The 18142-nt window shown below is 34.6% G+C and carries 15 protein-coding genes; 8 read left to right on the forward strand and 7 right to left on the reverse strand.

Features of this window, described 5'->3' with window-relative positions:
* The first annotated feature begins 332 nt into the window (after positions 1-332).
* Genes ACQKN2_RS05335 through ACQKN2_RS05345 form a run of 3 tightly spaced genes read left to right on the forward strand, consistent with a single transcriptional unit; the run spans position 333 to position 3558 of the window.
* Positions 333-995 carry a response regulator transcription factor gene (locus tag ACQKN2_RS05335; RefSeq protein WP_427414040.1) on the forward strand — a complete coding sequence of 221 codons (663 nt, stop codon included), beginning with the start codon at positions 333-335 and terminating at the stop codon, positions 993-995.
* Positions 992-2035, forward strand: coding sequence for a sensor histidine kinase (locus ACQKN2_RS05340; protein ID WP_427414041.1), 1044 nt, complete (start codon positions 992-994; stop codon positions 2033-2035). The genes ACQKN2_RS05335 and ACQKN2_RS05340 overlap by 4 nt, the downstream gene beginning before the upstream one ends.
* Before the next feature lie 38 nt (positions 2036-2073).
* The gene (locus ACQKN2_RS05345; RefSeq protein WP_427414042.1) at positions 2074-3558 is read left to right on the forward strand and encodes a multicopper oxidase family protein; all 1485 of its coding nucleotides are present in this window, start codon (positions 2074-2076) and stop codon (positions 3556-3558) included.
* Between the two features lie 350 nt (positions 3559-3908).
* Here the strand turns inward: ACQKN2_RS05345 and ACQKN2_RS05350 are convergent, their stop codons facing one another.
* Together ACQKN2_RS05350 and ACQKN2_RS05355 are read right to left on the reverse strand one after the other, a co-directional pair.
* Positions 3909-4016: a YjcZ family sporulation protein gene (locus ACQKN2_RS05350; protein WP_427414043.1), complete on the reverse strand. Its 108-nt coding sequence runs from the start codon at positions 4014-4016 to the stop codon at positions 3909-3911.
* A gap of 822 nt (positions 4017-4838) precedes the next feature.
* Complete coding sequence (locus ACQKN2_RS05355; RefSeq protein WP_427414044.1) at positions 4839-5930, reverse strand: CotH kinase family protein; 1092 nt, start codon at positions 5928-5930, stop codon at positions 4839-4841.
* Positions 5931-6161: 231 nt separating this feature from the next.
* Between ACQKN2_RS05355 and ACQKN2_RS05360 the strand changes: the two genes are divergently transcribed.
* Positions 6162-6563 carry a CotG/ExsB N-terminal domain-containing protein gene (locus ACQKN2_RS05360; RefSeq protein WP_427414045.1) on the forward strand — a complete coding sequence of 134 codons (402 nt, stop codon included), beginning with the start codon at positions 6162-6164 and terminating at the stop codon, positions 6561-6563.
* 2142 nt (positions 6564-8705) lie between these two features.
* Here ACQKN2_RS05360 and ACQKN2_RS05365 read toward each other — a convergent pair.
* A complete protein-coding gene (locus ACQKN2_RS05365) occupies positions 8706-8981 on the reverse strand; it encodes a YqhV family protein (RefSeq protein ID WP_054611762.1) in 276 nt (91 codons plus the stop codon).
* Positions 8982-10056: 1075 nt separating this feature from the next.
* Here ACQKN2_RS05365 and ACQKN2_RS05370 point away from each other — a divergent pair.
* A complete protein-coding gene (locus ACQKN2_RS05370; protein ID WP_427414144.1) occupies positions 10057-10191 on the forward strand; it encodes a hypothetical protein in 135 nt (44 codons plus the stop codon).
* Positions 10192-10226: 35 nt separating this feature from the next.
* Here ACQKN2_RS05370 and ACQKN2_RS05375 read toward each other — a convergent pair whose 3' ends face one another.
* The 3 genes from ACQKN2_RS05375 to ACQKN2_RS05385 are packed head-to-tail and all read right to left on the reverse strand — an operon-like array spanning position 10227 to position 13978.
* Complete coding sequence (locus tag ACQKN2_RS05375; protein WP_427414046.1) at positions 10227-12221, reverse strand: FAD-dependent oxidoreductase; 1995 nt, start codon at positions 12219-12221, stop codon at positions 10227-10229.
* Between the two features lie 17 nt (positions 12222-12238).
* Positions 12239-13837 carry a sodium:solute symporter family protein gene (locus ACQKN2_RS05380; protein WP_427414047.1) on the reverse strand — a complete coding sequence of 533 codons (1599 nt, stop codon included), beginning with the start codon at positions 13835-13837 and terminating at the stop codon, positions 12239-12241.
* 3 nt (positions 13838-13840) lie between these two features.
* A complete protein-coding gene (locus ACQKN2_RS05385) occupies positions 13841-13978 on the reverse strand; it encodes a hypothetical protein (RefSeq protein WP_427414048.1) in 138 nt (45 codons plus the stop codon).
* 166 nt (positions 13979-14144) lie between these two features.
* Between ACQKN2_RS05385 and ACQKN2_RS05390 the strand changes: the two genes are divergently transcribed.
* Positions 14145-14708: a helix-turn-helix domain-containing protein gene (locus ACQKN2_RS05390; protein WP_427414049.1), complete on the forward strand. Its 564-nt coding sequence runs from the start codon at positions 14145-14147 to the stop codon at positions 14706-14708.
* Positions 14709-15148: 440 nt separating this feature from the next.
* Here the strand turns inward: ACQKN2_RS05390 and ACQKN2_RS05395 are convergent, their stop codons facing one another.
* The gene (locus tag ACQKN2_RS05395; protein WP_427414050.1) at positions 15149-16498 is read right to left on the reverse strand and encodes a sigma-54 interaction domain-containing protein; all 1350 of its coding nucleotides are present in this window, start codon (positions 16496-16498) and stop codon (positions 15149-15151) included.
* Positions 16499-16805: 307 nt separating this feature from the next.
* Between ACQKN2_RS05395 and ACQKN2_RS05400 the strand changes: the two genes are divergently transcribed.
* Together ACQKN2_RS05400 and ACQKN2_RS05405 are read left to right on the forward strand one after the other, a co-directional pair.
* Positions 16806-17825, forward strand: coding sequence for an NAD(P)/FAD-dependent oxidoreductase (locus ACQKN2_RS05400; protein WP_427414051.1), 1020 nt, complete (start codon positions 16806-16808; stop codon positions 17823-17825).
* A gap of 23 nt (positions 17826-17848) precedes the next feature.
* The gene (locus tag ACQKN2_RS05405) at positions 17849-18091 is read left to right on the forward strand and encodes a ferredoxin (RefSeq protein WP_427414052.1); all 243 of its coding nucleotides are present in this window, start codon (positions 17849-17851) and stop codon (positions 18089-18091) included.
* Positions 18092-18142: the final 51 nt, after the last annotated feature.

Genomic DNA, 18142 nt, shown 5'->3' on the forward strand with positions numbered 1-18142 from the left:
AGAGCAAATCGAAAAGTCCAATAGGGAGTTGTCAAATCAGGAAATGTTGAATACTTTTATTGTGGCTGTGAGAGCGATCGAGATGGGCAACGGTACGTGTTACTGAATCTCGATCGCTCTCACAGTCTTATTTAAATTGTGAAAATTTGTTATTTGCAAACAAGAATCATCAGCTATAAAGTAAGATTAACAATTTTAATTGAGGTTAGTCTATTCCACAATCGGGATAGATTGTGGAAAAAAAGAAAAAAGGGATTCTACAAGTTAGCATGAGTAGGAGATATTATTTATAATATTATTGAACTCATTATAAAAAGTTGGTGAATTGAGGAATGCGAGTATTAATTGTTGATGATGAAGCAAAGATTACAAATGTATTGTCATCTTATTTTGAAAAAAACGGAGATTATACATATATCGCGAATACTGGAGAATCCGCAATACAAATGGTAGACCAAGTACCTCTTGATATGATTATTTTAGATTTAATGTTACCAGATATGGCAGGGGAAGATATTTGCCAATATGTAAAATCAAATTATGATATTCCCGTGATTATGCTTACGGCAAAAATTTCTATTGATGATAAAATAAAAGGATTTGAAATGGGGGCAGACGATTATGTGGTTAAACCATTCCATCCTAAAGAAATATTAGTGAGAGCAGAAAGGCTATTGCCAGATTCACACAAAAAGCAAGTTATTACTTTAGGGCAATTAGAAATTTATAAAGATGAAAGAAAAGTATTAATAAATCACCAAAGTACTCAATTTACACCACACGAATTTAGCATATTACTATTATTAGCTGAAAACCCTAAAAAGGTATTCAGTAGAGATGATATTATTCAAAAAATATTTGGATTTGATTCAGATATAAATCCCCGGATAGTGGATCAACATATTAAAAATATTCGTAAAAAAATGAAAGAGGATTATATCCAAACTGTATTTGGGTTGGGATACAAAATAAATGAGAAGGTTAAACAGGAATGAAGTTTAATACAAAAATCACCTTAATTATTGCCGTCTTTTCATCATGCATGCTCCTATTTATAACGGCGATATTACTTTATAAAAGTCATGAGCATTTGATGATGCTTCATATTACAGACTCCAAGGAAGTCATTCACCATTATGACATGGCATTAAGAGAAACAGCATTGTGGTCATTAGGTTTATTACTTATTGTCATATTGATTTCTAGTTTTTTAATTGCAAGAACAATAAGTAGGCCAATTCAAGAATTAAACCACTTTGCGTTAAGACTTGTGCGTGGTGACCGCCACTTAAATATGAGTTATATCATTAATGATCAAATTGGACAATTAGGTCAATCATTGATAAGACTGGATGAAACATTAGGCGCCTATGAATTGCGGCGTAAAGAAATGACACAAGACCTCGCACATGAAATTCGTAATCCACTAGCCTCAATAAAAAGCTATTTAAGTGCATTTGAAGATGGAGTTTGGGCAGCAACCCCAGACCGTTTGCAAGCATGTGTTGAAGAAATTGATCGGCTTATAATCCTTGTTGGTGAATTAGATACATTAAATGATATTAATAATCCTACATTTAAGGTCATCATGAAAGAACAACTGATTGCTAATCTAATCGAAAAATCTGTTATTGGGTTGGCAAGTGAATTACTTGAAAAAGAAATACAGGTAGACTTGGATTTAGACAAAGAAATCCATGCCAAGGTAGACGCCCTAAGATTGAATCAAATTCTACACAATATTATCAAAAATGCTATGTACCATGTTCATAAAGATGGTGCTATATTAATTAAATTATTAAAAAATAATAGCCATTTTATAATTATTGTACATGATAATGGAATCGGTATGGATGGAGAGACGAGTAAAAAAGTCTTTGAACGAAATTATCGGGAGAGAAATCAATATACTGGCAATGGAATCGGTATGACAATTACTAAAAAGCTAGTGGAGGCGCATGGAGGTAAAATTTCCGTCAAAAGCGAAAAAAATAAAGGGACAACTTTTCGTATACAAATACCCCTTTCTACATAATTTCTACACAACTATTCTGTATGCTGTGGGTGAAAGGAATGGTTGATATTATGAAGAAAATCGCACTAGCAAGTATTATTGTGGGTCTAGGCATAATTGGAGCTTGTAGCCAAGAAAAGAGCAACGATATGAAAGGCATGGATCATTCCACTATGAATCAAGACAAGATGCAGGGACATGAGAGTCATGGCAATGTGGTAAGATTAAACGATTCAACAGGGGAAAATGAATTGAAAATTCCTGCTGTACTCGAACGTGATAACGAGAAGGGTATCGTATATACTGTTAAAGCACAAAAAGGGAATACGGAAATTTTCGATGGTATCGAAACAAAAACGTATGGATATAATGGATCGTTTTTAGGACCAATGCTTCGTTTTGAAAAAGGCGACAAAGTTAAAATTAGAACGATAAATGAACTGGATGAACCAACAACTTTTCACTGGCATGGGCTAGAAGTATCTTCGGACGTAGATGGGGGACCGTATGACATACTTAAACCTGGAGAAGAAAAAGTGATTGAATTTGAAGTGACACAAGAAGCGTCTACATTATGGTTCCATCCCCATCCTCACGGGAAAACGTCAGAACAGGTATATAACGGGCTTGCAGGCTTGATTTATATCGAAGATAATCATTCAAAAGGTCTTGGATTGCCAAATGATTATGGGAAGAACGATTTTCCATTGGTATTTCAAGATAAATCTTTTGATGACAAGAAACAATTGAATTATAACGCTGTAAAGAATGAAGACGGAACAATCGGCGATACATTATTGATAAATGGAACACTTAATCCCAAATTGACTGTAAACAAAGAGAAAGTGCGTCTTCGCTTATTAAATGGATCTAATGCGAGGAATTACACCTTTAAATTGAATTCAGGGGATTCGTTTCTTCAAATTGCAACGGATGGGGGCTTTTTGAATGAACCAGTGACTTTGAAAGAAATTACACTGACACCTTCCGAGAGAGCAGAAATCGTTGTTAATTTTTCTCAGCTTAAAAAAGTCAATAACAACTTAGCGTTAATAAATGAGGATGGAACTGTCCTATTGCCATTTGAAGTTACTGATCAAATTGGGGTGAGCAGTAAGGTTCCGGAAAAATTAAATGATTTTTCATTGGCGGATAAAGAACTGAATTTACCTGTCACAAAGAAAGTGGAACTCTTTGGGATGATGAACATGGTGACGATAAACGGAAAGAAATTTGATCCAGAACGAATTGATTTTACTCAAAAACAAGGAGTTACCGAGGTATGGGAAATTTATAATAAACCGGATATGATGGGTGGAATGATTCATCCGTTCCATATTCATGGAGCGCAATTTAAAATAATATCCCGAGATGGGAAAGAGCCACCTGAAAATGAACAAGGATGGAAGGACAGTATCTCCATAAAACCAGATGAGAAAGTAAGAATAGCTGTACAATTTAAACATAAGGGTGTCTATATGATCCATTGTCATATATTAGAACATGAAGATAACGGAATGATGGCGCAAATTAAGGTTGATTAATGTACAGTTGTGGATTGAAATAAAAATTTGATTAAAATCCTGTGTTAATTTTTTAATACAGGATTTTGCTTTTATGTTCTTGTCAATATTGCAAGATCGCAGGATAGATTAGGATTGTATTTAAATGTAAGAGATTCGAACAATTAAAGATAATAATGGAAACTATATGATAAAGTCACATGTAATTTGTTGTGGCTTTTTAATATGCCCTTAAAGGTTAAGTATAACATTGAAACAGGAAATATTTAAAGGATCACCGGAGGATAGTGACCCTTAGTTAAGATTTAAAGGTGTAAGGTTAAATTAGTATTGCCTTACAACAGTTATGAGCATTATAGGCGTATTGGGTATTAATAACCTTTATGCATGAAAGCAGCTCCGACAATAATCAGAAGAATGAATAGAACAACAATTAGTGCAAATGCTGAACCAGTACCACTACCATAAGATTCGGACATAGTAATTTCCCTCCTTTCTATAATATGAATTGTTGTTAACAGGAACCGCGGCAATTATCTACTTAATAAATAGGCTCTATTTATTAGCACTGTTGGTTTTTGGTTAGAACGTCCGTGCGCGTTAAAGTACAGTAACATACTTATTCGGAGGTGTTTGTTATGACTAGGAAAACAGGGAAACAATTTACTTCCGAGTCAAGGGAAAAAAGGGCTCATACCTGGGGAAAAATGGTCTCCCGACTGCGAAAAATGGGCTCATACCTGAGAAAAATCGGCGTCCTTCATTAAAACGCATTGGATTTACCATTTTTTTAACTCCCTTCAATTGATATAGTATAGGCTATGTTCAATCAATGAAGTGGCTTAGACTAAGACACAAATAAGGGATCTTTGCAAAGGAAGATTTAAAGTACTGTTATGTAAAATAAAATGTATTCAATTTCGGTGTGCTGAGCAAGCAAAATGGGCATTAAAGAACATAGAGTTGGTCCATTGGCCAGTAACATGATCAATTTGCAGTACCTACAACTGTACTCAGGTCGTTAAATCGGTTCTAATAGCGATGATGATTATAGAAGTAAATGTAATCATCTATCACTTTTAGTGTCATAATACTTCTCACATATGGATGTTTACTTCGAGCCATAAAAAATACTCCCTATTAGATAAACAGATTTTAATCTGTCTACCTAATAGGGAGCATATCAGAATACCACTTAAACGATTTTACTATATTTACAGTGCAGATAATTGTGTGCTAATTCAAGCGACAACAACGCACTTACCACTTGGAAAGAGAGTTTTGTAAGATGATGCAACAACTTAATCTAATGAATCTAATTTCCCTCTTATATATTTCGCACGTGCTTCAATAAAATCCAATATATACTCTGGTTCCTTATCAAATAAATGTATATCGTCTTTTTTATAAGGATCTTTTTGAATATAAGGTCTTATTAAATCATGCATACCATGTATTTTCGGTTTCAAATAGTCTACATTAAATTGGTTGTTCAAAATAACTTTTAGCAAGTTTTTATATTGACGTCGAAATGTTTTTACGTCGAGAATTCTTGCGGTAAGCGTATTAAATCCTTCGATTCGTAAATAGTCTTCCGCCATCACTTTTCCGTTTACATCCCTTCCCCATGTTGCATCGTAATCCCATGGGATAACTTCGAATAGCCTAGTTTCACTATTCTGGTATAATGCGTAATTATGAACAAAACCATCAAAATTTTGGGTGAAAACAACGCCAGCCAACCATCTAATATACTGATCAACATTGAGGTATTTCACAATTGCATTTTCAAATTCAGCTTTTGAAATGGTATTAATTTCAATAATCATTTTTTGCAAATGAATTTCATCTTGTTCTGTCCCATATTTTAATTCATAGCCAGCTTTAAGTGATTTCTTTACATCTTTATCAAGATCACTCATCAACGAAAAGTTTGCATCGCCATCAACCGCATAGAATATTGGTCCTTGCGGTAGTTGTCGATTTTTAAGGAAATGCTCATCCACTGATTCTAATTCCAAATAAAGTCCCTCATTTTTCCCATTCAATTTCATATTTACAAATCGGGACTTTGGAGATAAGCACCCTATTTCATTGAAAAAATCGAGCGATAGTTTATTTCTTAATAGAGAAGGATCTTTATATTCTGCGTTGATATGAATTTCTTTGGCATTTCTATACGTACTTGGCTTATTAAACGAAATGTGATACGACTTCTTTCGAAAATCCCGGATATGGGAGCCACGATAGACGATATAAATATCACACTTTCTTTTGTTAATCGTTAGCTTGGCAGAGATAGGATCGTCACACCAAATATCTTTACGAAGTTCACTTAAATCTAAAGGATGAATAAAAAGCTGATATTCAGGTATTATTATGCCGTTATCCACGCGAATTCTTTCCTTTCATTTTTAAATTATTCCTATAAAACAAAAATGTAAGATTCCACAAAAGATATAAAATTTATATTTTACTTTTGAAAATTATGTGATTATCTCTAACATCTTTAGTACAACCTCATATATTACGAAAAGGGGGAGAAAAGTGCTGAGGCATGGGTTTGATTCTTTTTTAAAAGGAATCTACCTTCTTTCTCTAATTAAGATGAAAGGAGGTTGAATATGTTATTTATACAGAAAGCAGTAGAAATAGCTAACAACTCAGGGTTAGGTCACTTCATGCACCAGGATCCTATTAGTAACGAACGATGCACGAGAAGGAGACGCCGTACTTCGCGAATCCAGCGACGCACAAGCAGGGTACGCCGTACTTCGCGAATCCAGCGACGCACGAGCAGGGTACGTCGTACTTCGCGAATCCAGCGACGCACGAGCAGGAGACGTCGTACTTCGCGAATCCAGCGACGCACGAGCAGGGTACGTCGTACTTCGCGAATCCAGCGACGCACGAGCAGGGTACGTCGTACTTCACGAATCCAGCGACGCACGAGCAGGAGACGTCGTACTTCGCGAAACCGGCGACGCACGAGCAGTAACTCCTTTTGGAATAACTTATTTTTTTAAAAACTTCAGGCGATTTTTCGCTATCTTAAAAGTATGTCACTCAATGTTTTATTGAGTGCGTCTGTATATAAAGTTAACTAGTTCTTACTAGTTAACTTTTTCTGTGTTATTCCTATCGAAGTTCAAAGTTGAAAGAAAAGTGAAGGGCAGCAGAGGTGGGTTCCGTCGGAGCTTTTCTTTTATGTATTTTCATCTGGATGGATTGTTATCGTTGTGTATTACAAAGCATCTATCAGAATTGTTTAAATCACTGTAGCCCATCGACTTTTCTTGTTTAAACCAGAAATTAAACAAATGATTCCTTGAACTGCGTGAACCATCACGTGATCCTCCTATTCCTTTGTATCTTGGAAAACCAGGAAACATTTGATGTCCTACATTTAAATGCATTGGATTTAACACTTTTAACATCCATTCTTAGAGTATAGTAAAGAATATGTTTAATTAATGAAGAGGCTTAGTCTAAGACCCATACTTGAGATCTTTGCATGAAACGATTTTGGATTGTGCAGCAAATCGCCACCTTTACAACTACTCTCCAATTGGTATTTAGAACCAAGTATTCATTACCATGTCTTATGTAAACTAAAAATGTATGACGATTTCGATTGTATTTGAAAATTCTTCCTGAACTAAGGAGCAGCATTCCTGTTAATAAATAAAACTAAAGAAGATATGCATATAGAAGAAAAAAATATTTAGATTGTGAATTATCATGTTGGTTTAAAAATTAAGATTCAAAAAAGAGATGCATATATTATAGAGCACCTCAAAAATCTAATTGAATCGGAAGCTGCTGCTGTTCAACCTGATTATACAAAGGGAAGGGAATATTCAAAAATTACATTTGGGAGCACAATTATTTATTCGGATCTATTAAAATATGGGCTAGAACATCAAAAGACCTTTAAACTTAAATACCCACTAGAACAGGGCTAGGATCACCGACATTTTATTAGGGGTATTTGAAGGAGATAGTTTAAAGAAACAAGTTCAGAACGTCTTAGACCTGTTGTTGCTAGCGATTTAAACATTATCTCATTCCGCATCACAAAACGTGATTGGTCGCGTTCTTAAAAAGCAAATAGCTGTTTTAGATCTGTTAATGTCATATAGACGGGGAGTTTATCATCGGTCTTTGGTGATTCAATCCCGTACGAAAAATTATAAGCAAGGTAGTGATCTTTAAGACAATATTTGGCGACCTATTTTGTACAAAATCATCCCATTATCGTAAAAAAGGAGAGTTAGCGTTCACATGAAAATTATAAGGAACTTCAAAATTGCAACTTAAAAAGTACGGGTATTATGGGGGATTAACATATTTAAGCCCTCCTCCACTCCAAATGATTTTAGTTTACATAATATAAATACCTTAGTCACAACTTTCTAATTATCGGATGTTTCCTATAATTTATCGTTCAAAAGGGGATTATTCGTTTAAATAATACTAATTATCGTTTAATCTAGATTCTCCTTAAGACGAATAAAAAATTCAGCGTAACAATTAATAGCACTTCCAATTGTCAGACAAAAATCTAACCTAAGCCAAAAGCAGGTGCAGCAAGAAGAGAAGCGCTAGAAGATTTAGGTGTAAAGATAAGAAGTTAAATTTAATGGCAATCAATATTTTTTCTTATCGGAAATAATTGAAAGGGATTTTGGAACTGGGCAAGTTGAAGAGTAAACTGACAAAAACAAAGATAGAGGAACTTATTTACCAATATGGGTAGAGGTCGAAAAATGTTGTTGATCGATGTTAAGCCTAAAGAAGTTGCTTTATAGATTCATTCTTTATTCAAGTAGAAAACTAACTGATGCAGTGTAATGTTACTATACAATCTGAGAATAGAAATTATAAAAGGGTCACTGAGTTAAGGTGACCCTGAATGAGGGAGGATGTGACGGTCAACCAACGCCACAACCGAATAATTGCGTGCGATACATTCAATATAAATTTGTGCAGGTAGAGGTTACTTATACATAAAAAAACGCAGCGTCGTCACACGCTACAGCAAACTAATGAACACTATTAGGAAGAATAATCAAAAGATATTGTTTAGAAAGGAAAAAAATTACGGCTAATAAATGTGAGGTTTGTAATAAAGAGTTTAGCAAGGATTAAGAAATGGAATGTCCATATTACTTAACATGTGAGCTAATAATAATAAGTGTTATTCCCGTAAAAAGGCAAATGATTCTCGTCACAGGAATTTTATCAGCTAGTCCAAATAATGCAATTGCTGTCGTTACGATTAAAACTGTTGGACCAACCAATGCAAGCATTGTATTAATATAGAATGCTTTTTCTAAATTATTCAACTTTAGCATCAACAATCCAGCACTTACTTCAATACTTCCAGACAATACACGTAAAATAACCATAGCAAGAACCGATTTTTCAATAATTGTCATCATCCTATCTTTATAGATAATTTTCGCATATATTATAAATCCATCTTAGGATAATTATAGACTTCTGTTTTAATGAAATACTAAAATCAATATATGTATGATTCGTATCAAATATTCTTGTTATATTATGCTTTATAGTGTTAATTTAATAAGTGATTTTCAAGATAAAAGTTCAAAGAATTTATTAATAGAATCAGTTTTATATATCCATTCTCTGTTTTTAAAAGGAAATAGTATAGGTGCATATAATAAAATCCTAAAGATTTATGGGAAAGATAGTACTTTTAAAAGATGCAGGCTTTACAAATATCTCAATTGTGAACCAAAAAATGATTCCAAAGAATTTATCTGTGAATGAGAACCTAATTATGATTTAGAAAATTATATTGTCTCAGCTATTATTCAAGCTGTTAAATAAAAGGTTTAATTAACTGCAGTTGAACAAAATCACAAGCAAGCATAAGCCCGTTCTAAATTAGAACGGGCTTATTTGAAGGAACATTAGTTCATTGTTGATAAAAAAGTAGATAATCATAAGCTTCAACATCATTTTTAATTTGTCTGTAGGACATTCTTGTCCAAAAAGTAGGGAATTATATTATGTCTGGACATTCTTGTCCATATACAAGTACAGATATTATGGGTAGTTGATGAATCAAGGCCCTCCTCCACGCCAAATAATTTTAGTTTACATAATATAAATACCTTGGTCACAACTTTCTAGTTATCGGAAGTTTCCTATAATTTATCGTTCAAAAGGGGATTATTCGTTTAAATAATGCGAATTATCGTTTAATGTAGATTTCTCCAATATACTTAAAAATTATTCATAAGAGTAACAAACGTAACTGGTTGTTAAAGAATCACAATACATGTTCGTGGAGGAGTAATACATAGATTATTGATTTTAAAACGAGAATACCTGAAGAGTTAGGCGATATAAAGTTTGGCCACTAAAATTTTTTCAAATAAAAGAATATGATGCTTTGCATAGAGCTTTGATATCAAAGGGCGCCCATCAGAAAAATACAAATTAAACAAGAGTAAACACAACAAAACTGCTTAAGATGATCAAGAGATTATGGCCATTCAGCATACGAAATATCCGGTATTGGGCTTGCAATTTCATCCCGATCAATTGGTACAAAAGAGGAAGATTAATGATTTAATAGATGTTAAACACCCTTATCTATATTTAGATAAGGGTGTTTAACGTTAGTAATCTTTTCAAAGATACCAAGGTTTAAACTATATATTTAAATTCAAAGAATTAGTTATTTGTTCTTCAATTTGAGTAACAGTTGTTAGACCTTCCAACGTTGCTTCTTCAATCGTTCTTGGTGCGAGACAATCACCAATTTGAGCAACATAAGGAGCCATGTTCTTTATTGTCTCAAACAGTTCTGTATTCGGTATTCTTCCAACAGCTAAAATAACATGATCAGCATTTATTAATCTTTTCTCATGTGTAAATAGATTACGCATGTGAATTCCATCTTTCGAGATTCCACCAAAATCGTGATGTGTAATCATTTCGATATTTGCCTCGTATAAATGCTTCATGTATTCATTTCGTAAATACTGATGTACATCTTCTGCAATATATAAACGCGCAGTAACAAGTGTTACTTGACAACCCTTTTCTGCTAAATAAAGAGTTGCCTCTAGCCCAGCCCAATCTCCTTTAAAATCAAATACTATTGCCTTTTCTTTCTTTTTAAATATGTTTTTCTTAAATAAATCATCAATTAATATCACTCTCTCATCCATTACTCCTTCAACATTAGGAATATAAGGTCGTGAACCAACTGCACAAATAATTGCATCCGCCTTAAATTCTTCAATTTCCTTTGGAGACAACTTTGTATTAAGCTTTAGTTGAATATTAGTCAATGCCAGTTGGCGTGAAAAATTGTCGAGCATCGCTGAAGCCATTTCATTTCGTTGTGGTGCATGTAGCATCAAATTTAGTGACCCACCAATACGATTCGATTGATCCACTACTGTTACATCATAACCCATAGTATCCGCAGTAATGGCTGCTTCAAGTCCACCAGGTCCAGCACCAATAATTAGTACTTTTCTAGAAGGGTTATTTTGCTGAAGAACACGCTCAAAGAATTCTTCTTTACCTACTTGTGGATTCTGAACACAACCAATTGGTAAATCTTTATGATAATGCCCAATGCATGCTTGTAGACAGCCAATGCAAGCATTTATCATTTGATGTTCACCATTTTTTGCCTTATTCGGCATATTAGGATCGACAATAGTAGCACGTGTCATTCCAACCATATCTGCTCGACCACTACTAATAATTTTTTCACCCTGAATCGGGTCTACAATTCGTGAACCAACGAATACAGGAACTGCTGCTTCTAGACGTATTTTAAAGCTATCAGGGGCCAAATAAGCCTGTTTCATCGGAGCCGGCGGAACGATGTGAGTAGAACCTGCATAAGTACTGGAATCGCCAGCAGTAATATTAATAAAATCAACACGAACTTTATCCGTCAAATACTCTGCAATTTTGATAGAGTCTTTAATAGTTAAACCATCTATTGTCATCTCATCAGAACTCATTCGAATTCCTACAGTAAAATCTTCGCCAACTTCTTTCCATATTGCTTGTATTGTTTCTACTATAAAACGCATACGGTTTTCAAAACTTCCACCATATTCATCGTTGCGTTTATTGGTTTGTTCACTCCAAAATTGTGCCGGCAAATACCCATGGGAACAACAAATCTCAACACCATGTAGTCCGCCATCCTTTGCATTGCGCGCTGACTTAGCAAAACCTGTAATCACCTCTTGAATTTCTGAGAATGACATTGGCCGTGGCATTGTGCCAAAACGCAGACTTGGAATAGAAGAGGGCGCAAGTGCAGCAGATCGATAATTACTGGACACAATTTCACGTCCACCGTGAAAAAGTTGTGCAAACACTTTCGTATCATATGGAGAAACTTTCTCTATCAACTTACGATAGATTTCTTTAATACTAGGATCAAAAGCGGCAATTGTATGTGTTGTTAAAAGACCAGACGAATGCACTGCACCAGCTTCTAAAATAATCAGACCAAGACCACCTCTTGCACGAGTAACATGATAAGCAATTAAATCATCTGTAGGAATACCGTCCAATACGTGATTTGTTTGATGTGCTGTTGATAAAATACGATTTTTGATTATCGTATTTCCAATTTCAACAGGTGTAAATAAATATTTAAATACTGACATAGCAAATCCTCCTTCTTTTAAGCATGTGAGATAGGCAAATAATAGAAAACAAATGTGATAATTACGAGAGCGATTCCACTTATGATTAAATAAGTAGGGTATCGTTTTGTAATTGCCATTTCTTGTTTCTCGTTTTCTTCCATTGGTTGTTGATGAAGCATTCGTTGATATGAAACTTCTTCCTCAGTAATAACACCAAATTTAGAAACTACATACAGGGTAATAGAGCTGAGGATAAATCCTATAATTACTGGATGGAGGTAGATGGGTAACTTAATTAATGTGCCGATCGCTTCTCCAGCAATTACTCCTAAAAATCCTGCAATAATACTCCAGAAAGCACCAAGACTTGTTACAGTTTTTGAAAATACACTTGAAAAAGCAACAGGTCCCCATGATGCTGCAAAAAGAGTTGCTGCAAAATAGCCAATCCACATGACAGAAGGAGGTTGCCATATACCAATTATTAGAACGATAACCGTCACAATAATCATTGAAAATCGACTAAAACTCAGTAGTTTCTGATCACTATATTTCTTCTTACTGAATGGTTGAATGATATCATTAGCGATACTACTACCGATAAGTTGTAAAAATGTTGCACATGATGAAAGAGCTGCCGCCATAATGCCGCTTACAATGATAACGCCAAGCCAAGAAGGGACAAGATGCATTGCTGCCCAAATGAATACTTTTTCCGTAGGGTAAATAGAGGAATTCACATTGTTAATCATCGCCATACTAGAATGTAAGAATATATAAATCGTAAAAATCGAAATAGTTGCCCAAACACCTGAACGAATGGCTACATGCTCATTTTTTGCCATTAAGTATCGACTGCTTTGCCATGGACTAATCGCTACTACAGAACCCCATACGAGTCCCAATATAACTGCCCATATTAATACATCAGTTGGCGATCCCATATAGGCACCTGATCCGGTAACACCGTGCCAGCTAAAGATATTGGGTTTTTCTACATTATTAGCAGCTTTCATAATAGCATCAGGGAAACCTCCAGTAGCTTTGATGATGAATGGAAAAGACACATAAGCTGCTAACGAGAAAAGAAAGAACATGATCGTGTCATTAACCATTACACCTTTTGCACCTGACATTACCGTAAAGGAGGCGAAGACAATACACATAATCACAATTGCTATGGCATAAGGGATATTGAATATTTCGGACAATAGAAGTGATGAGCCTTGAGCTACTGCCACTAAGTATGCAGCAATTCCAATAACTGTTGTAATCGCAGCAATTAAGCGAACTTTTCTTGAATTAAAGCGATTCCCGAAGTATTCAGGAACAGTAAGAGATTTACTTCTTCTTAAATAACGTCCAAATAGAAAAACTCCAAATATATAACCACTTGCATTAAAAATTACTAGAATTAATAATGGTATCGGATAACCTTCATAAGAAAACCCGGCTTCCCCCATAAAAGACACAGTACTTAAAAAAGATGCCACTAACGTCCCTGTAACCATTAACGTTGATCCACTTCGACCAGATATATAAAAGTCTTCCGTATTTTTGACGTTTTTTGATAGTATTGCACCAATAGCAATATATAAAATAAACGATACAATGATCCCTACGATAAATACCATCGACTACACCGCCTTATCAACTTTTTTAGGTATAGTTGGTTTAGAAGCTTGCTGTTCCATTTTTTTTAAATAACCCCTTGTAATAAAGCCCAAAACAATTAGTGAACTCCCATAAGCAATTGTAAAAATAAATTCGCCCATTATAACCCCTCCTTTAGATAATAAATAAACCCCTTAGATATGAAAAAGTGAAACAACCATTCTTTCCAATTCGTGGTATACTTTAAGTATCACTTAAAAAAATATAAAAATTTAAGCGTCACTTAAAATATATAATATTCTGAAAATTCGGTCAAGGAGGTTTTTTATGAATAACCAATCATTAGGAGAGAATATTAGAAGAATTCGTAAGGAAAAACACTATACCATTGAAAAAATCGCAGAGAAAACTGGATTAACAGCAAGCTTTATCAGCCAATTTGAGCGTAGTTTGACGGATGGCTCAGTTGCAACTATAAAAAAAATAGCAGATGCTTTAGAATTACCTGTATCTGCACTATTTAGTGACAATGAAGTGTATCCACAAATAATAGAGGATGTATCGATCGTTCGTAAAGATAGACGAAAAAAAATGTCTTATCCAGATGGAAGGTTAACGGACTACATGCTGACAACAGGAGAAGGAAAATTACAAGTACTTTTATGTGAAGTAGAGGTGGGAGGATGCAGTGGTTCTCAGTATAATCATGCAGGTGATGAGGAATGTATTATAATTTTAGAAGGGCAGATGGAAATTACCATAGATACAAATACATATATCTTAAATATTGGAGATACTATTAATTTTCCAAGTCATAAACCCCATGCTTGGCGCAATATTGGAAAAGAGACTTTGAAGGTAATATGGATAATCACGCCTACTGGTTTCTAGAAAGGCATACGATATAAACACCACTACCAATATTTTTCACTCAATCTACAAATAATTAAATAAAAACCAATTAAATATGATGTTGCACATTTAAAGTTCAACATCTTTGCGCAGTATAACTTCATGGATTAATGCAGACAAGTTACTTTAAGAAATGTGTTTTCGGTAGCTGTAGAACATACCTTCTTAACGGGAGGGATAATATGCTAAAAATAATATTGATTTTTTTCTGAGAAAACATCCATTGTTCCCATAGAAAAAACACCTCCTCATTGAGTATTTCAGGTTTATATACCCGCTATTCAATGAAAGGTGTTTTTATTTGTCTCATATATTTAGGTCAGTGTGGTACGCTTTTGTAAGTGGTCGAGTTTTTTATTGAATAGATGTGACGAGCATCGTAGAGCTAATATATTGTTTCTGATTTGACTTGCTTAATTTCAGTTATCACAATATTTCCTTATTAGTTTCGATGCTTGTGTTTGACTAATTTGTAAATCACTTGCCACTCTTCTAGAACTGCCATACTTTTCATATGACTTTTTCACCATTTTTTCTTTCACAAAATCAATCGCTTCTCTCAACGTAGCAGGTGAATCTTGAGGTACTTGTTCGATTTGACGGTACATTAACTCTGGTAAGTCCTCCACATCAATGACATCATTGCTAATAATCACTAATCTTTCCATGACATTTTCGAGTTGTCGAATATTTCCTGGCCAAGAGTACTCCGTAAACAACTCTAAGCATTTTTCTGAAATAACTTTATTCGTTTCGTACATGGCATTAAATTTATACAAAAATTTATACGTTAACGGAATGATATCCTCTTTTCTCTCTCTAAGTAACGGCAATTCAATATCGATCACATTTAAACGATAAAACAAATCTTCGCGGAACTGTTTTTTTTCTACCATTTCAATAAGCTTTTGATTCGTTGCTGCGATAATACGAACATTCACTTTTTTCTCTTTAGCACTACCAATCGGAATGAATATCTTATCTTGAATTACTCGAAGTAATTTTGCTTGAAGGGGTAAAGATAACTCTCCTATCTCATCTAAAAATAATGTGCCTTCTTCTGCTGATTCAATTAATCCGATTTTACCGCCCTTATTTGCACCCGTGAAAGATCCAGCACTATACCCAAATAATTCGGCTTCTAACAAATCTGCTGGAATCGCTGCACAATTAATGGTTAAGAATGGATGAGATTTACGATTGCTAGCATTATGAATATGCTGCGCAAGCACTCCCTTCCCAGTTCCTGATTCCCCTTGTATTAAGATCGTCGATTCGGTTTTTGCAACTTTCTGAGCAAATAGAAGCAATTTCTTTACCTTTTTATTATTTGTCATCATCGCCGATTCGGTTACATTGGGTTCTCGATTGGAATCTATCTTATTTTGCTGCGTCAATTTTAGCATTTTATAGTTTTGCAATTCTTGTGCTGTCGTCACAATTAATTTAATTTCATTATCCTTATTTACTATAGGTATAGCAGATGTTAGCAATTCAGCACCTAAGATAGTAGTTTGTTTTATGAAGATGGGTCTTTTCTTTTCGTATACTTCAGGAAGTACAGACGGCGTCCAATACCCCTCGTTAAACAATTCATCGCTAAATCTTCCGATTACATCAGACTTCTTCAATCCGTAATGCCGTTCACATGCATTATTCACAAAAATAATTCGTCTATTTTCATCAAGAACAAAAATCTCATCCGACGAATAATCTAAAATTTGGAGCAATGCCTCCATTTCAAGATCAGTAGATAAACTAGCGAACATTTAAAAACCTCCCCCTCATTAAAATTGAGTCTAATAAAATTCAAAGTGAGTCAATTTAAGTTCGTTCAATCATCAAGAGTTCACGCATTTTGATAACGAAACTAGCTAAACATCAAGCTTACTTAAAAGTGGCATGAAAATTGCTTTATAAGTTTATGAATCGTTCATCAAGGACTTTTAAGTGAAGAGAGGATGTTGATGTGAATGAATAAATGATGTGCCTAAATTTACTCTATATGATATGGGAAGTAATGTAAATGTCTGATATTAATAATTACTCTAATTGCAAAAAACGGAGGTTTTTTTAATGAATGGATATTCCAAAATATATGATATTACAATAATTGGTGGAGGTCCCGTTGGTTTATTCACCGCATTTTATGCTGGAATGCGCCAAGCTTCCATCAATATTATTGAAAGTTTACCGCAACTTGGGGGACAGTTATCGGCACTTTATCCGGAAAAGTTTATTTATGATGTAGCAGGATTTCCTAAAGTAAGTGCGCAAAACCTTGTGAATAACCTCATTGAACAGATGAATCAGTTTAAAGTGGAGCAATGTCTTGGCCAAACAGTTCAAACAATTTATAGACGCGACGATGGTGTTTTTGAACTTACGACTAATGAACAAACGCATTACTCAAAAACGATTATTATTACTGCTGGAAATGGTGCGTTCCAACCAAGAACGATGAAGTTGGAAAATGAAGAATCTTTCGTTGGAAAGAACTTGCATTATTTCGTTGACACGATTGAGAAGTTTGCTAATAAAGAAGTTGTAATATTCGGCGGCGGTGACTCTGCTGTTGATTGGGCGCTTATGTTAGAACCAATTGCCAAAAAAGTAACATTAGTTCATAGAAGAGATTTGTTTAAGGCACATGAGTATAGTGTTGATCTGTTAAAAAAATCACGTGTGGAAATCCTAACACCATATGTCCCAACAAAATTAATCGGAGACGTACAAATAGAGAAAGTCATCATTCAAAACAACAAAAGTGAAGAAACAATCGAATTAACTGTAGATGATGTTCTTGTAAACTACGGTTTCGTTTCTTCGCTAGGTCCAATAAAAAACTGGGGATTGGAGATCGAAAAAAATTCAATCGTTGTAAACTCGAAGATGGGAACAAATATTGAAGGGATCTACGCAGTAGGGGATATTTGTACGTACGAAGGAAAAGTAAAGCTAATTGTAACAGGATTTGGAGAGGCGCCGATTGCAGTCAATGAGGCGAAAATGTACGTTGATCCACAAGCTAAAAAACATACACTTCATAGCACAAGCCTGATGGAGACAACATTTAAAGAGAAAGTAACATACTAAAAATCATATGAGGAGGAAAAGATATGACAGTATATACGATGGTGGACCGCGCAACATGTATAGCATGCGGCGCATGTTCTGAAAACGCTCCTAATTTATTTGACCATGATGAAGAAGGTCTTTCCTTTTCATTACTCGATCTAAATGCAGGTAATACCGAGATCCACGAAGAATTTATAGAGGAATTAGAAATTGCAGTAGAGGAATGTCCAACAAATTCGATTAAAATCGCGACCGAACCGTTTACTATAAGAAACAAGACGTAATTTGAGTTAGGAAATACTCACTTTCCCCATTTCTAAACGTGAAAAAACCTT

The sequence above is a fragment of the Lysinibacillus sp. NPDC093688 genome (assembly GCF_050280145.1).
GTDB classification, from domain to species: Bacteria; Bacillota; Bacilli; order Bacillales_A; family Planococcaceae; genus Lysinibacillus; species Lysinibacillus xylanilyticus_B.

What these genes read in the sequence shown, in the direction of transcription:
- ACQKN2_RS05335 (WP_427414040.1), top strand. Translation starts at nt 333, where the DNA reads ATGCGAGTATTAATTGTTGATGATGAAGCAAAGATTACAAATGTATTG.
- ACQKN2_RS05340 (WP_427414041.1), top strand. Translation starts at nt 992, where the DNA reads ATGAAGTTTAATACAAAAATCACCTTAATTATTGCCGTCTTTTCATCA.
- ACQKN2_RS05345 (WP_427414042.1), top strand. Translation starts at nt 2,074, where the DNA reads ATGGTTGATATTATGAAGAAAATCGCACTAGCAAGTATTATTGTGGGT.
- ACQKN2_RS05350 (WP_427414043.1), bottom strand. Translation starts at nt 4,016, where the DNA reads ATGTCCGAATCTTATGGTAGTGGTACTGGTTCAGCATTTGCACTAATT.
- ACQKN2_RS05360 (WP_427414045.1), top strand. Translation starts at nt 6,162, where the DNA reads ATGTTATTTATACAGAAAGCAGTAGAAATAGCTAACAACTCAGGGTTA.
- ACQKN2_RS05365 (WP_054611762.1), bottom strand. Translation starts at nt 8,981, where the DNA reads ATGATGACAATTATTGAAAAATCGGTTCTTGCTATGGTTATTTTACGT.
- ACQKN2_RS05375 (WP_427414046.1), bottom strand. Translation starts at nt 12,221, where the DNA reads ATGTCAGTATTTAAATATTTATTTACACCTGTTGAAATTGGAAATACG.
- ACQKN2_RS05380 (WP_427414047.1), bottom strand. Translation starts at nt 13,837, where the DNA reads ATGGTATTTATCGTAGGGATCATTGTATCGTTTATTTTATATATTGCT.
- ACQKN2_RS05385 (WP_427414048.1), bottom strand. Translation starts at nt 13,978, where the DNA reads ATGGGCGAATTTATTTTTACAATTGCTTATGGGAGTTCACTAATTGTT.
- ACQKN2_RS05390 (WP_427414049.1), top strand. Translation starts at nt 14,145, where the DNA reads ATGAATAACCAATCATTAGGAGAGAATATTAGAAGAATTCGTAAGGAA.
- ACQKN2_RS05395 (WP_427414050.1), bottom strand. Translation starts at nt 16,498, where the DNA reads ATGTTCGCTAGTTTATCTACTGATCTTGAAATGGAGGCATTGCTCCAA.
- ACQKN2_RS05400 (WP_427414051.1), top strand. Translation starts at nt 16,806, where the DNA reads ATGAATGGATATTCCAAAATATATGATATTACAATAATTGGTGGAGGT.
- ACQKN2_RS05405 (WP_427414052.1), top strand. Translation starts at nt 17,849, where the DNA reads ATGACAGTATATACGATGGTGGACCGCGCAACATGTATAGCATGCGGC.